Source organism: Parcubacteria group bacterium CG10_big_fil_rev_8_21_14_0_10_36_14, from assembly GCA_002772895.1.
Taxonomy (GTDB): Bacteria; Patescibacteriota; Patescibacteriia.
In genome coordinates this window covers 24,489-40,771 of record PFCS01000040.1, presented here as the reverse complement: position 1 = coordinate 40,771, position 16,283 = coordinate 24,489, and the positions used below count along the sequence as shown (strand labels likewise).

Genomic DNA, 16,283 nt, shown 5'->3' with positions numbered 1-16,283 from the left:
ACCCATTGATTATTATGTCCGTTTTGATTTTGAAGGTTTTAAATCGCTAATTGATGCCGTGGGCGGAATTGATGTAGATGCCCCCCGCACATTTACCGACCCGCTTTTTCCAAGAGAAGAAATCGGTAACGGAGAAGGCAGAACGATAACTGTTACTTTTAAACAAGGCATGCAACATATGGACGGAGAAACAGCGCTAACATATGCTCGCTCACGCCATGGAAACAATGGCGAAGGAAACGATTTTGCCAGAAGCAAACGACAACAACAAATAATCCTTGAGTTAAAAAATAAAATTCTCTCATCAGATACGTTGCTTTCATTATCAACTATAAAAAAAATATCAAGATCATTAGATGAACATGTCACAACCGACATAAGCGCATGGGAAGCGCTCTCTCTTGCAAAAACATATAAGGATTTAAACATTAATACAGAAAATATAAAAGTTAATGTTATCGCAAATGGACCAGGGGGTCCGCTATATTCTGACTACTACAATAATCAATATGTCCTTTTGCCAAAAAAAGAAAATTGGTCTGATTTGCATAAAATCGCTAACAACCCTTTTAATGATTACGGTAACGAAAAATATACCGGAACATATGCTAATACATCGGATATTTTATTAGTTATCTTAAACGGAACAAGCATTGGCGGACTTGCCGGTTCAACCGCTCTTACCTTAGAAGACTTTGGATATAAAGTAAAAGACATTGGCAATTCTCCACAAAAAGATTTTGAAAAAAATGTTATTTACGCCATCAATATACCAGAAGAAAAAAAAGATGCATTAATGGAAATAAAACGTATTCTGGATGCGAATGTCGCGCAGACCATACCTGATTGGCTAAAAGAAAAAATAGATTATGATACAAAACCTGATTTTATAATCATTACTGGAACGAAAAGTCTGGAACAAATTTAATTTTAAAAAAATATTATGTCTGGCATAAAAATAAAAAAACTGCCTATTGTTGCAATAATAGGGCGCACCAATGTTGGCAAGTCAACACTATTCAACCGAATTATAGAACAATCGAAAGCGATTATGTCTGCAACTCCCGGAACAACTCGCGATATTATTTATGGCAGGCCAGTTTGGCGCGGAAAAACTTTTGGTCTTATTGATACTGCCGGTCTTGATATTGCAGGAAAAGATGAGCTGGAAAAAAATATTATCCGCCAGATTGAACGCGCTAAAAGTGAAGCGGAGGTTATACTCTTGGTTTTGGATCTTGAAGCGGGCATACTACCGGATGACCGCCGGCTCATCAATGAGCTGATGATGCAAGATAAACCGTTTATTGTCGTTGCTAACAAAGGAGACAACAAAAAAAGACGCTCTGAAACGGACAGCAAAGAATGGCAAAATCTCCCGATAAAAAACTTTTCTGTTGTTTCTGCAAAAAATGGTTCAGGTATTGGAGACCTTTTGGATGAAATATATAAAAAATTAAAAAAATTAAAAGTACGCTTATCGACGATAAAAGAAGAGGAAGAAATAAAAGTTTCTATTATCGGCAAACCCAATGTAGGCAAATCATCTCTTCTAAACAAACTACTAAGCAAAGAAGTTGCAGTAGTAAGCGCTATTCCGCATACAACTCGCGAACCACAAGATATTCGTCTGGAATATAAAGGTGAAAATATTACCCTGATAGACACAGCAGGAATAAGAAAAAAAGCCCGCGTTGAACGCGGATTTGAAAAAATGGGTGTTAAAAAAAGCATCATTACGCTAAAAAGGTCCGACATAGTTCTTTTAGTCCTAGACCTGTCGGAGCCATTTGGTACTCAAGATAAACATTTAGCGAGCATGATAGAAGAATCAAACAAAGGACTTATAATCGTCGGAAACAAAATAGACTTGATAAAAGAAGAAGACTGGCATAGCAAATATATGCTTCATATAAAAAAATACTTTCCCTTTTTGGCTTGGGCGCCAATTATTTTTACGTCAGCCGGAACTGGAGAAAGAGTGGGGCGAATTTATGATATGATATTGGAAGTAAAGAAAAATAGAGAAAAAACAATAGACACTAAAATTTTGGAAAAATTTATAAAAGAAACTGCCCGAGCTCATAAGCCACTAAAAGCAATGGGCGTGTATCATCCGTATATCTTTGGCATAAAACAATCTGGGGTACAACCGCCAAGATTTACAATTTTTATAAAAGAAAAAACATCTCTCCATGATTCATACCTAAAGTTCTTATCGAAAAAAATACGCGAAGAATTTGGCTTTCTTGGTGTTCCGATAAAAATGGAAGTAAAAAATGTTAAGGTATAATTTTCGTATTTAGTATAAACTATCAAAAAAATAAATAAAAAAATATGAAACTTATCATTGGTCTTGGCAATCCTGGAAAACAATATGATAAAACACACCATAATGCCGGCTTTTTAGCGGTTGGTTTTTTACGCGAAAAACTTGATGCGTCTAATTTTAAATTGAATAAAAAACTGAAGGCAGAAATAGCGGAAACAAAATTGGGAAAAGAAAAAATAATTCTGGCAAAACCAATCACCTTTATGAACAATTCCGGCGAAGCAGTTCTCGCTGTTGCAAAATTTTATAAAATAAAACCGGAAAATATTATTGTTTTTCATGATGATATGGATATCGCGCTTGGAGAAACTCGCGAAGCATTCGCCCGCGGAAGCGCAGGACACAATGGCGTGCAATCAATTATGGATGTTTTGAATACTAAAGATTTTAACCGCGTCCGTATTGGTATTGGCAGACCGGAAAAAACTCCGCCAGAATCGTATGTTCTGCAAAAATTCAAACCAAAAGAAATTGAAGAACTAAATAAATCACTAGAAAAAATAAAATCCCTGTTATAAAACAGGGATTATTTTTTGTCCGTAAATAATTGAGAAATGACTATTAAATAACGAAACAACAAAAATATTATGAATAATATGGAAGAGCGAGAGAATAATGAATGGTTTTACCATCTTTCCCTTAATTCCTTCCAACTTTAGATAGACAATTCCATAAAAAATACCAACAATAGCCTTGATACAAGCACCCAGCCAAACCTTATGAACAAATCCAAAAGCAAAACCGGATATAAAAAAGAGACTAATTAAGGTTGCCCATTTATAACTTTTTAGCTTTTTGAAAAGCTCATACGACAGATAAAATGGCATTACCCGAAAAGACGCTTCTTCTATCAATGCTGAGCAGATTATGACAAAAATGACTTTTATTCCTACAACCTTTACGTCAAATCCAACAACTCTATTGATGAAAACAAACATAAACGTCTGGATTACAAAAAACCAAAAAAACAAAAAAAGTAAAATCTTTTTCCAACCGATTTTTTCTTTCTCCAGATAACGCCAGAATGCATTCATCTTTTTCTCCATTTCAATGTACTACTAACATCTCACCAAATAAAAACAGCTTTGTCAAGAAGCTGTTTTCTAATCTATATAATTTTTAAAAAATTCTTCCAAATATTTTTTTGCGTAACAATCTGTATGAAAATAATCAACAGCTCGTAAAATGTAATGCCCACTCAGCATTACAGTAGAGCTCCATCCATCTTGTATATTATTTAGACAACATACGCTATCGCCACCAATCTTAATCGGTATCCCCTTTCCTTTAAAACATTCGTTTTTATAAAAACTGTATTTAGCAGATTCATTAGTTCCATATTCCAATATTTCCAAAGAAGAAAAATCTACCGATAGATGATCTTTACTTTCTCTTGATGGACCGTTCAAAAGATAAGACTTGCCATAATTATTCTCTGAAGACGGATTTTTTGACATAACGCTTCCCGACCAATTCAATGTTTCTGCTGTTTTTTCTAAAGTAGGTATAATTTCTGGAGAATCCAAAACTATTGCCACATCTCTCTTACAGCTGGCACCAAAAAGAATAAATAAAATCAATAAAAAATAAAGTTTTTTCATTCTAAAATAATTTTATTCCATTTACAATCCCCAAGTCCAAAGCAGTAACAACCAAAGATGCAATCAAAATCCCCAAGAAAACAAAAAATATTGCCCGTTTTTTTGGAATACCAAAAAGATATGCCGCCACAGAACCGGTCCATGCGCCGGTTACAGGAAGCGGAATGGCAACAAAAAGCACCAACGCCAACTCTCCCCATTTCAAATATTTTCCTTCAAATCTATGCTTGGTGCGATGAAAAAGCCAATCAAAAAATCTATCAAATATTTTATATCGACGAAGAAACTTTTCTATCGGCCCCAAAAGATAAAGGATAAAAGGAACCGGCAAAAAATTGCCAATCCAAGCCAATATCAATGTTTTCAAAATACTAAAATGAAAAACTTCTAAAGCCAACGGAATCGCTCCGCGAAGTTCTGATATCGGCGCCGCTGCCACAAGAATTGTTGTCAGCTCATTGTTATACATATATCCATCTTATCTTAAAATCGCCTAAAAATCAAAAAAGCCCCGACTTTGTTTTTGTAAAGTCGAGGTAAGACATGTGTGAACTCTCCCCTTAGCAAACAAAAACGCATTTGAGATATCATTGTCCAAACGCGCGTTTGATAAGCTTTCAAGGCAATTTGGAACGTACTAAAAAGCGATATAGCACATTTTTACCTTTCTGTCAAGTTTTTTTGCTAATTCTTACCTAAAATAAGCAAAAAAAATTATATCAAAAAATACGCTATTTTTGCGCATTTATACCAAATACAAGATATTAGATACGAAATATCATATTTTCCAGACATAATTATTAAATACCCAATTCACCAATTTTTTTGCCTCTTCAAACCGCGTGCCCTTATCTGAGCTTCCTAATAAAACAATGATAACGTTTTTTCCCTCATTGCTTCTCGCTTTTAATATAAAATTATAATTACTCTCTTCAATATATCCGGTTTTTCCGCCCACTACCTGAAAAGTGGAATTTTTTTCTGATAAAAGCCAATCCGTACTTTGGATATTTCTTGTAGCGCCCTTTCCAATCGGCGTAAAAGAATATGATGCTTTTTGAGTTATAGAAGCTAGAATAGGATTTTTAAAAACTTCCCGCGCCAAAATAAACAAGTCGGATGCAACAGAAATATTTTTATAATCAAGTCCGGTTGGTTCTTTGAAACGAGTATTATACATGCCCAATGACTCTGCTTTCTCATTCATCAACGAAACAAAATCTTCTTCTGTTATTCCCGTACTCCTTACAAGCGCCGCCATGGCAGAGTTGGAAGATGCGATAAGTCCGGCATTGAGAAGGTCTCTTACCCGAACTTTTTCTCCAGAAATAAAATAAGCTATTCCCCCTTCTCTATAATCCTCACTTTTTATTTCTATTATTTTTTCCAAATCACCGTCAACTTCCCACCAGACAAGAGCTGTCATCAATTTAGTCAAACTAGCAATTGATTTTTTGTCATACGAATCTTTTTCAAACAAAATCCTGCCAGTTTCTTCATCGGCAACAATAGCTCCGCCAGCTGTAATATCATTTGCGTCAAAGTTGGGCACTCCGCGCAGTCTATACGGAAAGCTCATCGGCTTTGCTAGAGCAAGATGATACGGAAACTTGTAAGTCTCACTCGCGCTTACCTTTATAATAATATTCTCAGGATTAAAATTAGCGCCAGAAGAGCTATATAATAATAGTAGGCTGGTGATTGTAATTATGATAGACTCCATACTCTAATTTCGGTTTCCAAATTTAATTATTTTTTTCTTCCGTTCTTTCCAATAATTCTTCCAGATTTTTATCTTTATTCAATTTTTCATAATTCGGCAAATCGTTTACGCTGGTAACTCCTAAAAATTTTAAAAATTCGTGAGTAATAATATATTTTTCCAATCCAATATCTGTTTCCATCTCTATCAATCCCCTTATCATAAGATTTCTCAAAATTAAACTACAATTGACTCCTCTTATTTGCTCCAGCTCGGTTTTGGAAATAGGCCCACGATAAGCAATAATTGTCAGCGCTTCAAGCTGAGGTCTGGTCAAATCACTAATAACTTCTTGATTCAAAAATTCTTCAACCAGTTTAGAATTATCCGGACTGGTAATCATTTGATATTTATCGGTTGTCACGGCAATCTGTATTCCGCGACCTTCGTCTTTATATTCTTTTTGCAATTCTAAAATTGCTTTTTCCACATCTTCTTTTTTTGCATCCAAAAGTTTTACGATTTTATGAATCGCAAAAGGAGCTCCGGAAACAAACAATAAACTTTCTATTTTTGATTTAATATTCATAAGTTTTTATTTATTGTAATATCTTTAAACAATTCCTCCTGCGACACATTAATAATCTTTTGTTTTATTAATTCCAATAAAGCCAAAAAACTCACGATAACTTCTGTTTTATTTTTCGCCTTTCCGACGAACTCCTTAAAACCAAGTTTAGCTTTTTTGCCTATCATTATTTTCAAGTCGTCTATTTTCTGCTTTATGGATACAACCCGCTGTTTTATTTCTTTGCCTTTTTGTATCATCGGCTCAATCCTGTTCAAAATTTGCATAAAAATTGTTCGCAGTTCCAAAGCCTTTAATTTTTTTGGAGGATAAAAACCGGTTGGCATAACGACTCTCTCTCGGGAAAATAAATAATTTCCATATTTTAACAAAGAATCTATTTTTTGTGATGCTTCTACAAATTCTTTATAAAGCTTTAGCTGATCTTCCAAAGAAGTGGCATCTTCTTCTGCCTCATCCCAAACAAGATACGGCAACAAGGATTTTGATTTTATATACAAAAGCTTTGACGCAATTAATAAAAAATCCGCCAGGTCGCCTGCGGGTATGTTTTCTTGATGTTCAACATAATCAATATATTCGTCTGCTATTTTGGCAAGCGAAATCTGGTTTATATCCAAGTCCTCCTTTTCTATAAGCTGTAATAAAAGATCCAAAGGACCCTCAAACAGCTCCAGCTTTATATTATACATAGCTAAAAGTCAACAATTATCTCTTTCTCCTCTTGATTGCTGGAACTTTGCTGATATTTACTTTGACCGGGGATTTTTTTGCAATTTTCTTTGCGGTCTTTTTGACTTTCTTAACCGCTTTCTTTATTTTTTTTGCAGTTTTTTTTCCAGCTTTTGTCCCAAGAGCTTTTTTATAAGCTTTTTTAACGGTTTTCTTTGCCATTTTTCCGGCCTTGGAGGATGATGCTCTTTTTACAGCTTTTTTTATTTTTCCACCGGCTTTCTTTACTGTCTTAACCACTTTTTTTACTTTTTTTGGTGCAGATTTTACAGCTTTTTTTCCTGCTTGAACCGCCATCTTACCAAATTCTCCAACTTTTGCGTCTTCCAGTTTATGCAAATCTTTTGTCTTCATCCTCAAACTTTCTGTAAAACTTCCGGCATTTATAATCACCTCTTTAGATTTTAGAAGTGCCTTATCAAGCAAAAGCTCTACCTTGTGTATACCGGTAAAAGGGTGAAGTGCACCAAGCTTTGTATTTAATAATTTTCTAACGCTTTTTTCATTAGCCAGCTCAACTTTTTTCGCTTTTAGTTCTTTTTTGATTTTTCCAAGATCCAAGTGATAATGACCGGGAACCAAAACCAAATATGGCTTACCATCTACTTTTACGAGAAGTGACTTACCGATTTTGTTCAATTTTTCATCCATTGTTTTTGCCAAATCATAGGCGGTAAAAACTTTTTTATGACCCTCGACTCGTACTTCAATATCATTTTTTTTCAAATAATTAAGTATACTTTTTGGGATTGACATAAAAATATTAAGCCTCAAGCTATGGGCTGTAAAGAAAAATTTACAGCTTGCCCTCCAAGCTTATTTTAATTTAATCTTATATTTATATTGTATAATAATATGTAGCTTTGGTCAAAATACCTCTATTTATATTTAATAATTGACGATTTTAAAAAAATATACTAATGTAAACAAAGACCATTGGAAAAAAGGAGAGGCAAAATGATTCCGGAAAAATCTACCTTATCTAATGGTATACGAGTAGTTCTTACTCCGATGGAAGCCACAGAAGCTGTTACTGCTATAGTTTTTGCAAAAGCCGGCTCACGTTGCGAGGACGAAAAAACAAACGGGCTTGCGCACTTTCAGGAGCATATGTTCTTTAAGGGTGGCAAGAAATACAACAGTGCAGAAGCAGTGGCAAAAGCCGTTGACAATATTGGCGCAGAAATCAATGGGGGCACATCTCGCCAAGAAGTAGCGTACCATATCCAATGTGCCGGCTCACAAGTAGAAAAAGCTATTGATATTCTTTCTGATATGATTATCAATGCGCCCTTTGATCTAGCAGAGATTAATAAAGAACGCAGTGTCATCATCCAAGAAATCAAAAGAAAACTGGATAATCCCGGATCACAAATTTGGACAGACTGGCAAGAAATTTTTTTTGGCAATCAGCCGTTGGGTAGAGCAATTTTGGGACCGGTGGCAAATATCGAACGCTTTACGAAAAAAAATTTCGTAGAATATCATGCTCGGTTTTATGCCAATGGAAATATTGTAATAAGTATTGCCGGAAAAATATCAAGTCCGCACAACACACGACTGCTTCTAGAAAAATACTTTGCAAGCAAACCGAAAAAAAGAGCGTATGAATGGAAATGTTTTGACAAAAAGCTGTGCGCCAAACCAGGGACTGTTTCAATCCGCACACAAGATACGCAACAAGCCCATCTTATCCTCGGTTTTCCTTCAATGCATGCAAAACATGAGCTATCGTCTGCAAGCCGTATTCTGTCCATTGTATTGGGTGGCAGTATGAGTTCTCGCCTCTTTCTAAGAATCCGAGGACAACAAGGACTTTGTTATACCGTTGGCATCCATAATGACAGAGCAGTAGACGCAGGATTTTTTGCTACCTATGCCGGAGTATCACCGGACAAAATTGAACAAGCCGTAAAAAGCATTTTGCGAGAATTTGAAAAAGTTCTTCAAAAAGGAATTACCAAAAAAGAATTAAAAAAAGGAAAAAATATGCTCGAGGGGCGATTTGCTCTTGGTCTTGAAGATTCTCCATCTGTAGCAGAATTCTTCGGAAATCAGGAACTGTTTTATAGAAAGATAGAAACTCCCCGACAGGTTTTGGATAAAATCCAGGCAGTTACTCTTGAAGATGTGAAACGCGCCGCAGATATGATATTTAGTAGAAAAGCGGTGCTCACAATTATTGGACCAGTTGACGACAAAAAACGATTTCAAAAGTTGCTATAAAAGCAAAAACTCTCACCCGAGAGTTTTTTTAATTCATTCATGCAGTAGAGCTCCGTACCCATTCTCTCCTTTAGTGTAAGGGGGCTAAAGGGGGTTAGAGATTTTTTATAGCTTTTGGAAGACCCCAAATAATTACTGCCACACCGAAAAATACCACAGAAAGCCCGGGGATGATACTGGTAATATAAAGCTTCAGGCCTTGGAATTCTAAAATAACTTCCCACTTCCCTTGCACGCCGGAATATATAAGAGACACTCCCTCATAAATAAAAAATCCAACCAATATACAAAAAATTAAAATAATCATTATCCGCACAAGCCCACTCCCCGATTTTGTTGATGTCGCCATATTAAAAAAATTAATTATATTTTTATAATATCATTTTTTCTCCGTCATTGCGAGCCTGCCTGCCGGGTGGTAGGGCGTGCGTGTACGCGCGGCGTGGCAATCTCACATCAATCCAAAATAAAATGAACATACATATGTTATGTTCATCGAGATTTACAATGTCCCCGTCTGCAAAGCACGCCTTTGTAAATATACATCTTTGTAAGGTCTGCACATTTTCTTTTTCACACATCTCACGATATGAAAAAATTTAATCCATATTAATTATTTTATTTCCAGTAAATGTTTTTTAAAATATTCTTCTGTTTCCTCACTCCCTCTTCTCCGAAGGGGAAAGATAGAAGCAAGGGACATACATATGTATGTCCATCAAAATTAATTTTATTTTTTTATTATAACACACCTCCACCGCATAACCCATCCCCCAATTTGGTAGGAATTACATTTTATAAAAATTAAAAAACGCGAGAAAAAATCTCGCGCTTCAACAAATAAAGCATTATATCTACATAAGAAGTCTGCTTTGCATATTCCCCCACAATATACTTTGCTATTTTTTCGCACCACTTTTCCCAGTCGCGAAGAACAATATGATTAGGATATTGCTTCTTGATTTGTGTATAAAAATTTTTCGTTATATCATCCCAAATAACCAAATCAAGTTTATTCTCTCTTTTTATTGCCTGACAAATTAAACGAGAAGCAACGCCCTGCCTTTTGTATCTTTCGTTTACAAAAACATTAAACCATTTTTTGTGACCTAGCCGAAAGACCAACGCCCAGCCCATAATTTGATGCTTATTAAAAGCAACAAATGTTCGTACAGCGGGATTTATACGTACTTTTCTCCTCATAAAGCCGTCATCAAAAGTAGCGTTTAAAAGTCGTCTTTGTATTTTTTTATTCCACTTGTTAAATGGCCTAACGACAATCGTCATTTGCATCTCCTTTTTTCATATTCTTACATATTTTTAGACAAAAGTCAAGTTGACACCTTTGGCGCCAAAACTCTTCACTTCGCTTAAAACGAAAAAAGAACTTGAAATGGCAGAGTGAAAATAAAAAAATCGCCAACTGTAGTTGGCGACAATAACTAGGACGGCTAGTCCTTTTCTTCCGTTGAGTGGCCTTCTGTCTTTTTGCTTTCTTCTGACGTGATTAAATGAAAAGCTAACACTACAAATCCTACCAAACCTCCTGTAAGCGCCGTGATTAAAATAATAATGCAAGGCATTCGCACAAAAAAATTGGGGACAAAAGGCAGATATTGATAGGGCGCATCAATATCTCCACCAGAAGTCAAAAATCCGAACGTCGCGGCTCCGAAAAAAGACAAAAGCATAAGAACTCCAATGACCTTTTTCATTTTTACTCCCCTTTCTCCTTGCTTCAATGAACATCAATACTCTACCATATAATGGTATTGCCGTAAATAGTAAAAACCTCCTCCAAAAATTAAAAACGACCTATTAGCCACTCTAAATCGTAAGTTATGTGAGATAGTATCATTCTACTATTTCAACCAGCAGGGGCGCAAAATTGGCCTCCACAACATCAAACTGAACGCGTCCCAGCACCTGTCCGCGCGCTGTTTCCACGTCCACCCGCCATTTACCAACTGGCACGTCATTTTTTATAGAATAACCGCGATACCCCTCGGCTCTTCCACCGGCAATACTATACGAAAACCTGCCCATTGATACCCATTTGCCATTTTCTTTATATTGCCAATGATGGACAATATCTGTCGCCAGATTACCCGGCGCAAATATTGCGGTATAAACCACGACCGCCTCTCCAGAAACTTTATGAATAGTTTGTCCCGGCAAAATACTTTCTAAAAATGATTCTGGTTCTATCGCTATAGTATATTCGCCATCTGACCTACTTATTGAGTGTCCAATAACAGAATCTTTTAATGAAAGCGGCATAGGCGGGATAACATTAAAAAAATATAAAGCATTGATAAAAATAAAAATAATTATGACCGGCACCGCAAAACGCTTTATTGTGATTTTCTCTGACTTTATATAACGGGATAAAAAAGTAATGTATAAAAAAATAACAAGGAGTGAAAGCGCGCCGGCTGAGAGAAAAATCCATGCTCCCAATTTTTCTAAAACAAAAGGCAGGATAATAGCAAAAACAGAAAACAATAGAAAAAAATAAATACTTATCTGCACTCGCGCGCGTAAATAATATTCGCGGGATACTTCGTTGCTAATCATCAAAATAACAATCAATAAAATAAACGGCCAGCTAACATAAAGCGAACCGCTAAAAAAATAAAAAATAAAACAAGCCGAAAGAAGCGCACCAAATGAAAACTGGATTCCCAAAGGACAAAGAAGACGAAAATATTTTAGCACGCGATTTTTGTTGCTTATAAGTCCGGCATCGTAAAAGTTTAGAAAAGCGATTATTGCGCCGACAAACAGAATATGCAAACCTAAAATTATAAAAGCATAGTTTATCTGAATACTTTTGAAGGTGATAAAATCAACAATCACACCAAAAACTAAAGTCCCAGGCAAAAGCAGACGTTCGTATTTTTCGTAAAATAATTTAATTTTAGTGTATAGTTTTTTGACCATAATTTATTCCGCGACTAAAACTTTTTTAGACACTACGCTATCTCTTTCTAAATATAATTTATCATCTTTAACGCTTATGCCATTCCCATAGCCAGGAAACTTTTCTTGAGTAGAAATCTTTTCAATCTTATTTTTTTCCAAATCCCAGATAAATAAAAACCCATCTCGTTCTCTCAATGGTGTCCCATAAAAAGCCATTTTTGTGTTATTGCTAAAAAATAATACAGGATTGTTTTCCATCCCTGTCCACATTCCTATTAGCTGAAAATGAACAATAGGCTCAAGCTCCATACCAAGATCTACTTCTAAAAGCGTTTCGCCGTCCCAACTTCTTTTAAATATTTTTCCTTGCGATTGATAAAAATATCCGCTTTCATCAGGTGCAACGGCAATAATGTTTCCACCAATATGTATTTCATCTATTGTGTTTTCACTTTCTGATTTTGGCGAACGGTGAACGATATATCCGCTTTCCATAGAAGAAAAATTTGGATCACTATAAGCAATTAGAGCAAAATCTTCTCCGCTATGAATAAGGCGGATACTACCTACATCGCCTTTTAATTTGTATTGAACATATGGCGCATCATTTTTGCGGTCTTCAATATTTATAATTGTTATTTTCTCTTTATTCCAAAGCCATGGATTATATTGATAGGCACTAAAAAATAATCCTGTTGCCCCATCAGCAGCAACATTTTTAATATTTGGAAAATATAATGTCTTTGCAACAACAAAACTAAAAATCCCGGCTCCCAAAATAGCGCCTATTATAATTGAAAATACGATTTTTACCCAAGCTAATATTTTTTTCATAAGCTTAATATACCACAAAATGACTATTTTTTCAACTCCGCTGAAAAACGAAATTAAAAAAAGGAGTCGAGGTGACTCCCAAAATGTATTAATGACCAAATGCGACACTTAATCCATAAAGCATTGCAAAAGTTGCTCCAAGAAGAAGAATGATAAGAAGCACGAGCTTCAAATATCTGCCTGCATTTTTTTCAAAAGGATCCTCAGCCTTCTTATACCGAGAATGTTCGTACCAATCGTCAAACTTTGACTTTTCCATCTTGCCCTCCTTGCTTAATTTATATCATCTTCCGCCGATTTTATCAAATTGTGCTCCTCCATTTTTTTGTATGCTGTTTTTTCTAATAAATGGCACGGACCCTGGCTTCCTTTGGACAATATCAAAAAAAATGCGTAAACTGGAAGGAACAATGGGCCCAACATTTTGTATTGTTTTACATGGTGCGCTTCATGTGCTAAATAGCGTCTATCTTCTGCGAATTGTGGCTCCCAAAAAATAACCGCATATCCGTATGTTATGGCATGGGTGCCAAATTTCCGGACAGTATTGCTTATCCCTTTTCCGGAAGAAAAAATAAGCATCCCATACTTCCATTTTGGCCAGGCAAAAGTTAAAACAATCCCAACAAATAATCCAATCAGCGTATTAGGCATTGTCCAGATAAAAGCTAGTAAGCTCAATAACAATGTTCCAATTTTACCGAATAAACCGCCTGCGAATATTTTCATCTACTCTCTTCTTATTTGACACTATCATAGTTTTCTCAAAAAATCAATGATAAACAAAAGGCGGCCTAACGGCCGCCTCGATATTATTCTACTGTTTTTATATGCACTTCGCGCAAAGATTTTTCCGGAAGTGGCGATGGTGCTCCCATCAAAGGGTCCCTAGCGTCTCCTGTCTTTGGAAAGGCCATTACTTCGCGAATGTTCGGTTCGCCTGCCATTAACATAATAAACCTATCAAGTCCCCAAGCAATTCCGCCATGAGGAGGCGCACCATATTCAAAAGCTTCTAGCATGTGACTAAACTTCGCTTCAATCTCTTCTTTGGAAAGTCCCAAAATTTCAAAAATTTTATTTTGCAAATCACGCTTATGGATTCTGATACTTCCGCCACCAACTTCATATCCGTTTAATACCAAATCATAAGCATTGGCGCGGACTTTGAGCGGACTGGCATCCAATAGCTCGGCATCTTCTTCTTTTGGTGAAGTGAATGGATGGTGCATCGCTCCCATCTTTCCGTCCGATTCGCCCATTTCAAACATCGGAAAATCAACTACCCAGCAAAAAGCCAGTTCGTCTTTATCGTTTTTGTCTTGGCGCAAGTCCGGTTTGTCGCTATTGTATTTTTGCATTGCTTCCGCATAGGTAAGACGCGGGAAAGGGTTGCTGGATATCTTTTTTTCCGGAAACAATTCTTGTATCATTTTTATTGTCATTGTTTCTATCAATGATAAAATGTCTTCTTGCTCTATAAAAGACATCTCCATATCCAACTGAGTAAATTCCGGCTGGCGATCGCCACGCTGGTCTTCATCACGAAAGCACCTTGCTATTTGATAATATCTTTCCATACCGGCAACCATCAAGAGTTGTTTAAATTGTTGAGGCGACTGCGGAAGAACATAAAAATTTTCCGGATGAAGACGTGACGGAACGATAAATTCACGCGCGCCTTCCGGCGTTCCTTTTGTGAGACTTGGTGTTTCTATTTCACAAAATCCTTCTTTATCCAAATAATTTCTTAAAAAATTTATTACTCTATGGCGAAGTTCCATATTTTTGTGCATTCTTTCGCTTCGCAAATCCAAATATCTATATTTCAGACGAGTTTCTTCGTTTACAGGGGTTGTGTCTTTATCAATTTCGAATGGCGGAGTTTTGGCTTCGTTCAAAATCTCTAATTCCGTGGCTTCTATTTCCACTTCGCCGGTAGCAAGCTTTTTATTAAAATATTTTTCCCCTCTACTTTTTACCATACCTACAATTTTTACAACAAACTCGGGACGAAGCTCATCAGCCTGCTTAACAAGCTTTGGATCGGCAAAAACAACCTGCATTAAACCGGTTTTATCGCGAAGGTCTATAAAAATAATTTTTCCCATATCACGGCGGGCATGAACCCAGCCGGAAAGAGTAACAGATGCGCCGACTTTTCCTACTGCGTCGGTATTAAAAATTCTATCTTGCATAAATTTATAATTCACTTAATTTTATTTGTTTTGATTTATTTGTAATGGAAATAAGCTGTTCGTCTAATTCCAAGTTTAAAAAACTATTTAGCGAAAATTGGAAAATCTGTTTTAATGTCTGAAGGGTTTGCTCTCCTATAGCCATACCGTCACCGGCGCATTGCCTACATATTATTATATTATCTGTTATATTGAACCGCAATTCCCTACTCTCCTCTTTAATTAGATTACCACAAAATGCGCAAGAGTCAAGCTGGGGTCGGTAGCCCAATGAATCAACCAATCTCCAAAAAAAATATACTTTTATTTTTTGCAGAACCCCCTCTAACTCCCCCTTGGAAAGGGGGAGAAAAAATGGAGTATTTATTGCGTTTATTACTTCTTTCAATAATCCAAAAATATTCTTGTCCGGCTCTTCTTCTTTTATTAGTCTATCCAAAAGATATAAACAATCATAAGTTGCTTCTATTTTTTCTGTTTCACGCAATATCTTGCTGTTTGCCACAGTTGTGCTCCAACCGGCCAAATGATTAAAAATCCTTCCTTTTATAAAATTAAGACGGACTTCATTAAAATTTTCAAGCCCTGGGGCAAGCTTACTTTTTATCTTTCGCGCGCTTCTCACAAAAATAGGAACTTTCCCCAGTTCCTCAGTATAAACGGTATAAATCCTATCATACTCCCGGAAATCATATTTCTTGATAACAAATCCGGAGGTCTTTATCATTGAGAACATAAAAATAAATATTTGATACTATTAAATATTCCGCTCAAGATATGTTTGTAGTATAACTGCCGCCTCTACCGCATCTTTATCGTATTTGCCTTTATAGCCTTCCATCATTTTTTTTGTCATTTCTGATGAAAGAAGCTCATCTTCAAATTCAATCTGCAATCCGGCTTCTTTTAATTTTTCTGCAAATGCTTTTATTTCTTCTGCAAGCGCACCGGCAGTCCTATTCATTTTTGTTGGCATTCCTATAATAATTTTACCCGCCATCTCCTCATCATATACATCCTTTATCTCTTCTATCGCCTTTTCATTATTAATAATACTTTTCAACGGAAAAGCTATCTCAGTATCATTATTCATCGCAAGCCCAATATTTTTTGTGCCGTAGTCTATAGATATTATATTCATAGC

20 protein-coding genes are annotated in these 16,283 nt (G+C 36.0%); 4 read left to right on the top strand and 16 right to left on the bottom strand.

Going from position 1 to position 16,283, the window contains the following annotated elements:
- The 3 genes from COU51_03020 to COU51_03010 all read left to right on the top strand — a co-directional run.
- The coding region (locus COU51_03020) for a hypothetical protein (GenBank protein ID PIR66665.1) at nt 1-928 on the top strand (928 nt) is incomplete at its 5' end.
- Nucleotides 929-943: 15 nt separating this feature from the next.
- A complete protein-coding gene (gene der, locus COU51_03015; protein ID PIR66664.1) occupies nt 944-2,293 on the top strand; it encodes a ribosome biogenesis GTPase Der in 1,350 nt (449 codons plus the stop codon).
- Between the two features lie 44 nt (nt 2,294-2,337).
- Entirely contained in the window at nt 2,338-2,850 is a 513-nt protein-coding gene (locus COU51_03010; protein PIR66663.1) for an aminoacyl-tRNA hydrolase, read from the top strand.
- Here COU51_03010 and COU51_03005 read toward each other — a convergent pair.
- The 7 genes from COU51_03005 to COU51_02975 form a co-directional block, all read right to left on the bottom strand.
- Nucleotides 2,845-3,378, bottom strand: a complete 534-nt coding sequence (locus tag COU51_03005; protein PIR66662.1) for a hypothetical protein — start codon at nt 3,376-3,378, stop codon at nt 2,845-2,847. The genes COU51_03010 and COU51_03005 overlap by 6 nt on opposite strands.
- A gap of 57 nt (nt 3,379-3,435) precedes the next feature.
- Nucleotides 3,436-3,933: a hypothetical protein gene (locus COU51_03000; protein PIR66661.1), complete on the bottom strand. Its 498-nt coding sequence runs from the start codon at nt 3,931-3,933 to the stop codon at nt 3,436-3,438.
- A 1-nt stretch (nt 3,934) separates the two neighbouring features.
- Nucleotides 3,935-4,402 (bottom strand): ligand-binding protein SH3, encoded by a 468-nt coding sequence (locus COU51_02995; protein ID PIR66660.1) that lies wholly within the window; start codon nt 4,400-4,402, stop codon nt 3,935-3,937.
- Between the two features lie 309 nt (nt 4,403-4,711).
- Nucleotides 4,712-5,656: a hypothetical protein gene (locus tag COU51_02990; GenBank protein ID PIR66659.1), complete on the bottom strand. Its 945-nt coding sequence runs from the start codon at nt 5,654-5,656 to the stop codon at nt 4,712-4,714.
- A gap of 22 nt (nt 5,657-5,678) precedes the next feature.
- Complete coding sequence (gene scpB, locus COU51_02985; GenBank protein ID PIR66658.1) at nt 5,679-6,224, bottom strand: SMC-Scp complex subunit ScpB; 546 nt, start codon at nt 6,222-6,224, stop codon at nt 5,679-5,681.
- Entirely contained in the window at nt 6,221-6,916 is a 696-nt protein-coding gene (locus COU51_02980) for a hypothetical protein (protein ID PIR66657.1), read from the bottom strand. The genes scpB and COU51_02980 overlap by 4 nt, the downstream gene beginning before the upstream one ends.
- Before the next feature lie 16 nt (nt 6,917-6,932).
- Nucleotides 6,933-7,712 (bottom strand): hypothetical protein, encoded by a 780-nt coding sequence (locus COU51_02975; protein ID PIR66656.1) that lies wholly within the window; start codon nt 7,710-7,712, stop codon nt 6,933-6,935.
- A 201-nt stretch (nt 7,713-7,913) separates the two neighbouring features.
- Here COU51_02975 and COU51_02970 point away from each other — a divergent pair, with 201 nt between their 5' ends.
- Nucleotides 7,914-9,182 carry a hypothetical protein gene (locus COU51_02970; protein PIR66655.1) on the top strand — a complete coding sequence of 423 codons (1,269 nt, stop codon included), beginning with the start codon at nt 7,914-7,916 and terminating at the stop codon, nt 9,180-9,182.
- Nucleotides 9,183-9,276: 94 nt separating this feature from the next.
- Here the strand turns inward: COU51_02970 and COU51_02965 are convergent, their stop codons facing one another.
- The 9 genes from COU51_02965 to COU51_02925 form a co-directional block, all read right to left on the bottom strand.
- Nucleotides 9,277-9,489, bottom strand: coding sequence for a hypothetical protein (locus tag COU51_02965; GenBank protein PIR66654.1), 213 nt, complete (start codon nt 9,487-9,489; stop codon nt 9,277-9,279).
- Between the two features lie 497 nt (nt 9,490-9,986).
- Nucleotides 9,987-10,469, bottom strand: coding sequence for a hypothetical protein (locus tag COU51_02960; GenBank protein ID PIR66653.1), 483 nt, complete (start codon nt 10,467-10,469; stop codon nt 9,987-9,989).
- A gap of 164 nt (nt 10,470-10,633) precedes the next feature.
- Nucleotides 10,634-10,924 (bottom strand): hypothetical protein, encoded by a 291-nt coding sequence (locus COU51_02955; protein ID PIR66652.1) that lies wholly within the window; start codon nt 10,922-10,924, stop codon nt 10,634-10,636.
- Between the two features lie 112 nt (nt 10,925-11,036).
- Nucleotides 11,037-12,125 (bottom strand): hypothetical protein, encoded by a 1,089-nt coding sequence (locus COU51_02950; GenBank protein PIR66651.1) that lies wholly within the window; start codon nt 12,123-12,125, stop codon nt 11,037-11,039.
- 3 nt (nt 12,126-12,128) lie between these two features.
- Nucleotides 12,129-13,040 carry a hypothetical protein gene (locus tag COU51_02945; protein PIR66650.1) on the bottom strand — a complete coding sequence of 304 codons (912 nt, stop codon included), beginning with the start codon at nt 13,038-13,040 and terminating at the stop codon, nt 12,129-12,131.
- 174 nt (nt 13,041-13,214) lie between these two features.
- Nucleotides 13,215-13,670, bottom strand: a complete 456-nt coding sequence (locus COU51_02940; GenBank protein PIR66649.1) for a hypothetical protein — start codon at nt 13,668-13,670, stop codon at nt 13,215-13,217.
- An 83-nt stretch (nt 13,671-13,753) separates the two neighbouring features.
- Nucleotides 13,754-15,139, bottom strand: coding sequence for an aspartate--tRNA ligase (locus tag COU51_02935; protein ID PIR66648.1), 1,386 nt, complete (start codon nt 15,137-15,139; stop codon nt 13,754-13,756).
- Nucleotides 15,140-15,143: 4 nt separating this feature from the next.
- Complete coding sequence (gene recO / locus COU51_02930; GenBank protein ID PIR66647.1) at nt 15,144-15,875, bottom strand: DNA repair protein RecO; 732 nt, start codon at nt 15,873-15,875, stop codon at nt 15,144-15,146.
- 21 nt (nt 15,876-15,896) lie between these two features.
- Nucleotides 15,897-16,280: a Holliday junction resolvase RuvX gene (locus tag COU51_02925; protein PIR66646.1), complete on the bottom strand. Its 384-nt coding sequence runs from the start codon at nt 16,278-16,280 to the stop codon at nt 15,897-15,899.
- Nucleotides 16,281-16,283 lie beyond the last annotated feature (3 nt).

Excerpts from the sequence above, each read along its gene's own strand:
- COU51_02970 (PIR66655.1), top strand. The coding sequence starts at position 7,914 with ATGATTCCGGAAAAATCTACCTTATCTAATGGTATACGAGTAGTTCTT.
- COU51_02940 (PIR66649.1), bottom strand. The coding sequence starts at position 13,670 with ATGAAAATATTCGCAGGCGGTTTATTCGGTAAAATTGGAACATTGTTA.
- COU51_02975 (PIR66656.1), bottom strand. The coding sequence starts at position 7,712 with ATGTCAATCCCAAAAAGTATACTTAATTATTTGAAAAAAAATGATATT.
- scpB (PIR66658.1), bottom strand. The coding sequence starts at position 6,224 with ATGAATATTAAATCAAAAATAGAAAGTTTATTGTTTGTTTCCGGAGCT.
- COU51_03005 (PIR66662.1), bottom strand. The coding sequence starts at position 3,378 with ATGGAGAAAAAGATGAATGCATTCTGGCGTTATCTGGAGAAAGAAAAA.
- COU51_02935 (PIR66648.1), bottom strand. The coding sequence starts at position 15,139 with ATGCAAGATAGAATTTTTAATACCGACGCAGTAGGAAAAGTCGGCGCA.
- COU51_03010 (PIR66663.1), top strand. The coding sequence starts at position 2,338 with ATGAAACTTATCATTGGTCTTGGCAATCCTGGAAAACAATATGATAAA.
- COU51_02995 (PIR66660.1), bottom strand. The coding sequence starts at position 4,402 with ATGTATAACAATGAGCTGACAACAATTCTTGTGGCAGCGGCGCCGATA.
- COU51_02980 (PIR66657.1), bottom strand. The coding sequence starts at position 6,916 with ATGTATAATATAAAGCTGGAGCTGTTTGAGGGTCCTTTGGATCTTTTA.
- COU51_02965 (PIR66654.1), bottom strand. The coding sequence starts at position 9,489 with ATGATTATTTTAATTTTTTGTATATTGGTTGGATTTTTTATTTATGAG.
- recO (PIR66647.1), bottom strand. The coding sequence starts at position 15,875 with ATGTTCTCAATGATAAAGACCTCCGGATTTGTTATCAAGAAATATGAT.
- der (PIR66664.1), top strand. The coding sequence starts at position 944 with ATGTCTGGCATAAAAATAAAAAAACTGCCTATTGTTGCAATAATAGGG.
- COU51_02925 (PIR66646.1), bottom strand. The coding sequence starts at position 16,280 with ATGAATATAATATCTATAGACTACGGCACAAAAAATATTGGGCTTGCG.
- COU51_03000 (PIR66661.1), bottom strand. The coding sequence starts at position 3,933 with ATGAAAAAACTTTATTTTTTATTGATTTTATTTATTCTTTTTGGTGCC.
- COU51_02990 (PIR66659.1), bottom strand. The coding sequence starts at position 5,656 with ATGGAGTCTATCATAATTACAATCACCAGCCTACTATTATTATATAGC.
- COU51_02950 (PIR66651.1), bottom strand. The coding sequence starts at position 12,125 with ATGGTCAAAAAACTATACACTAAAATTAAATTATTTTACGAAAAATAC.
- COU51_02960 (PIR66653.1), bottom strand. The coding sequence starts at position 10,469 with ATGACGATTGTCGTTAGGCCATTTAACAAGTGGAATAAAAAAATACAA.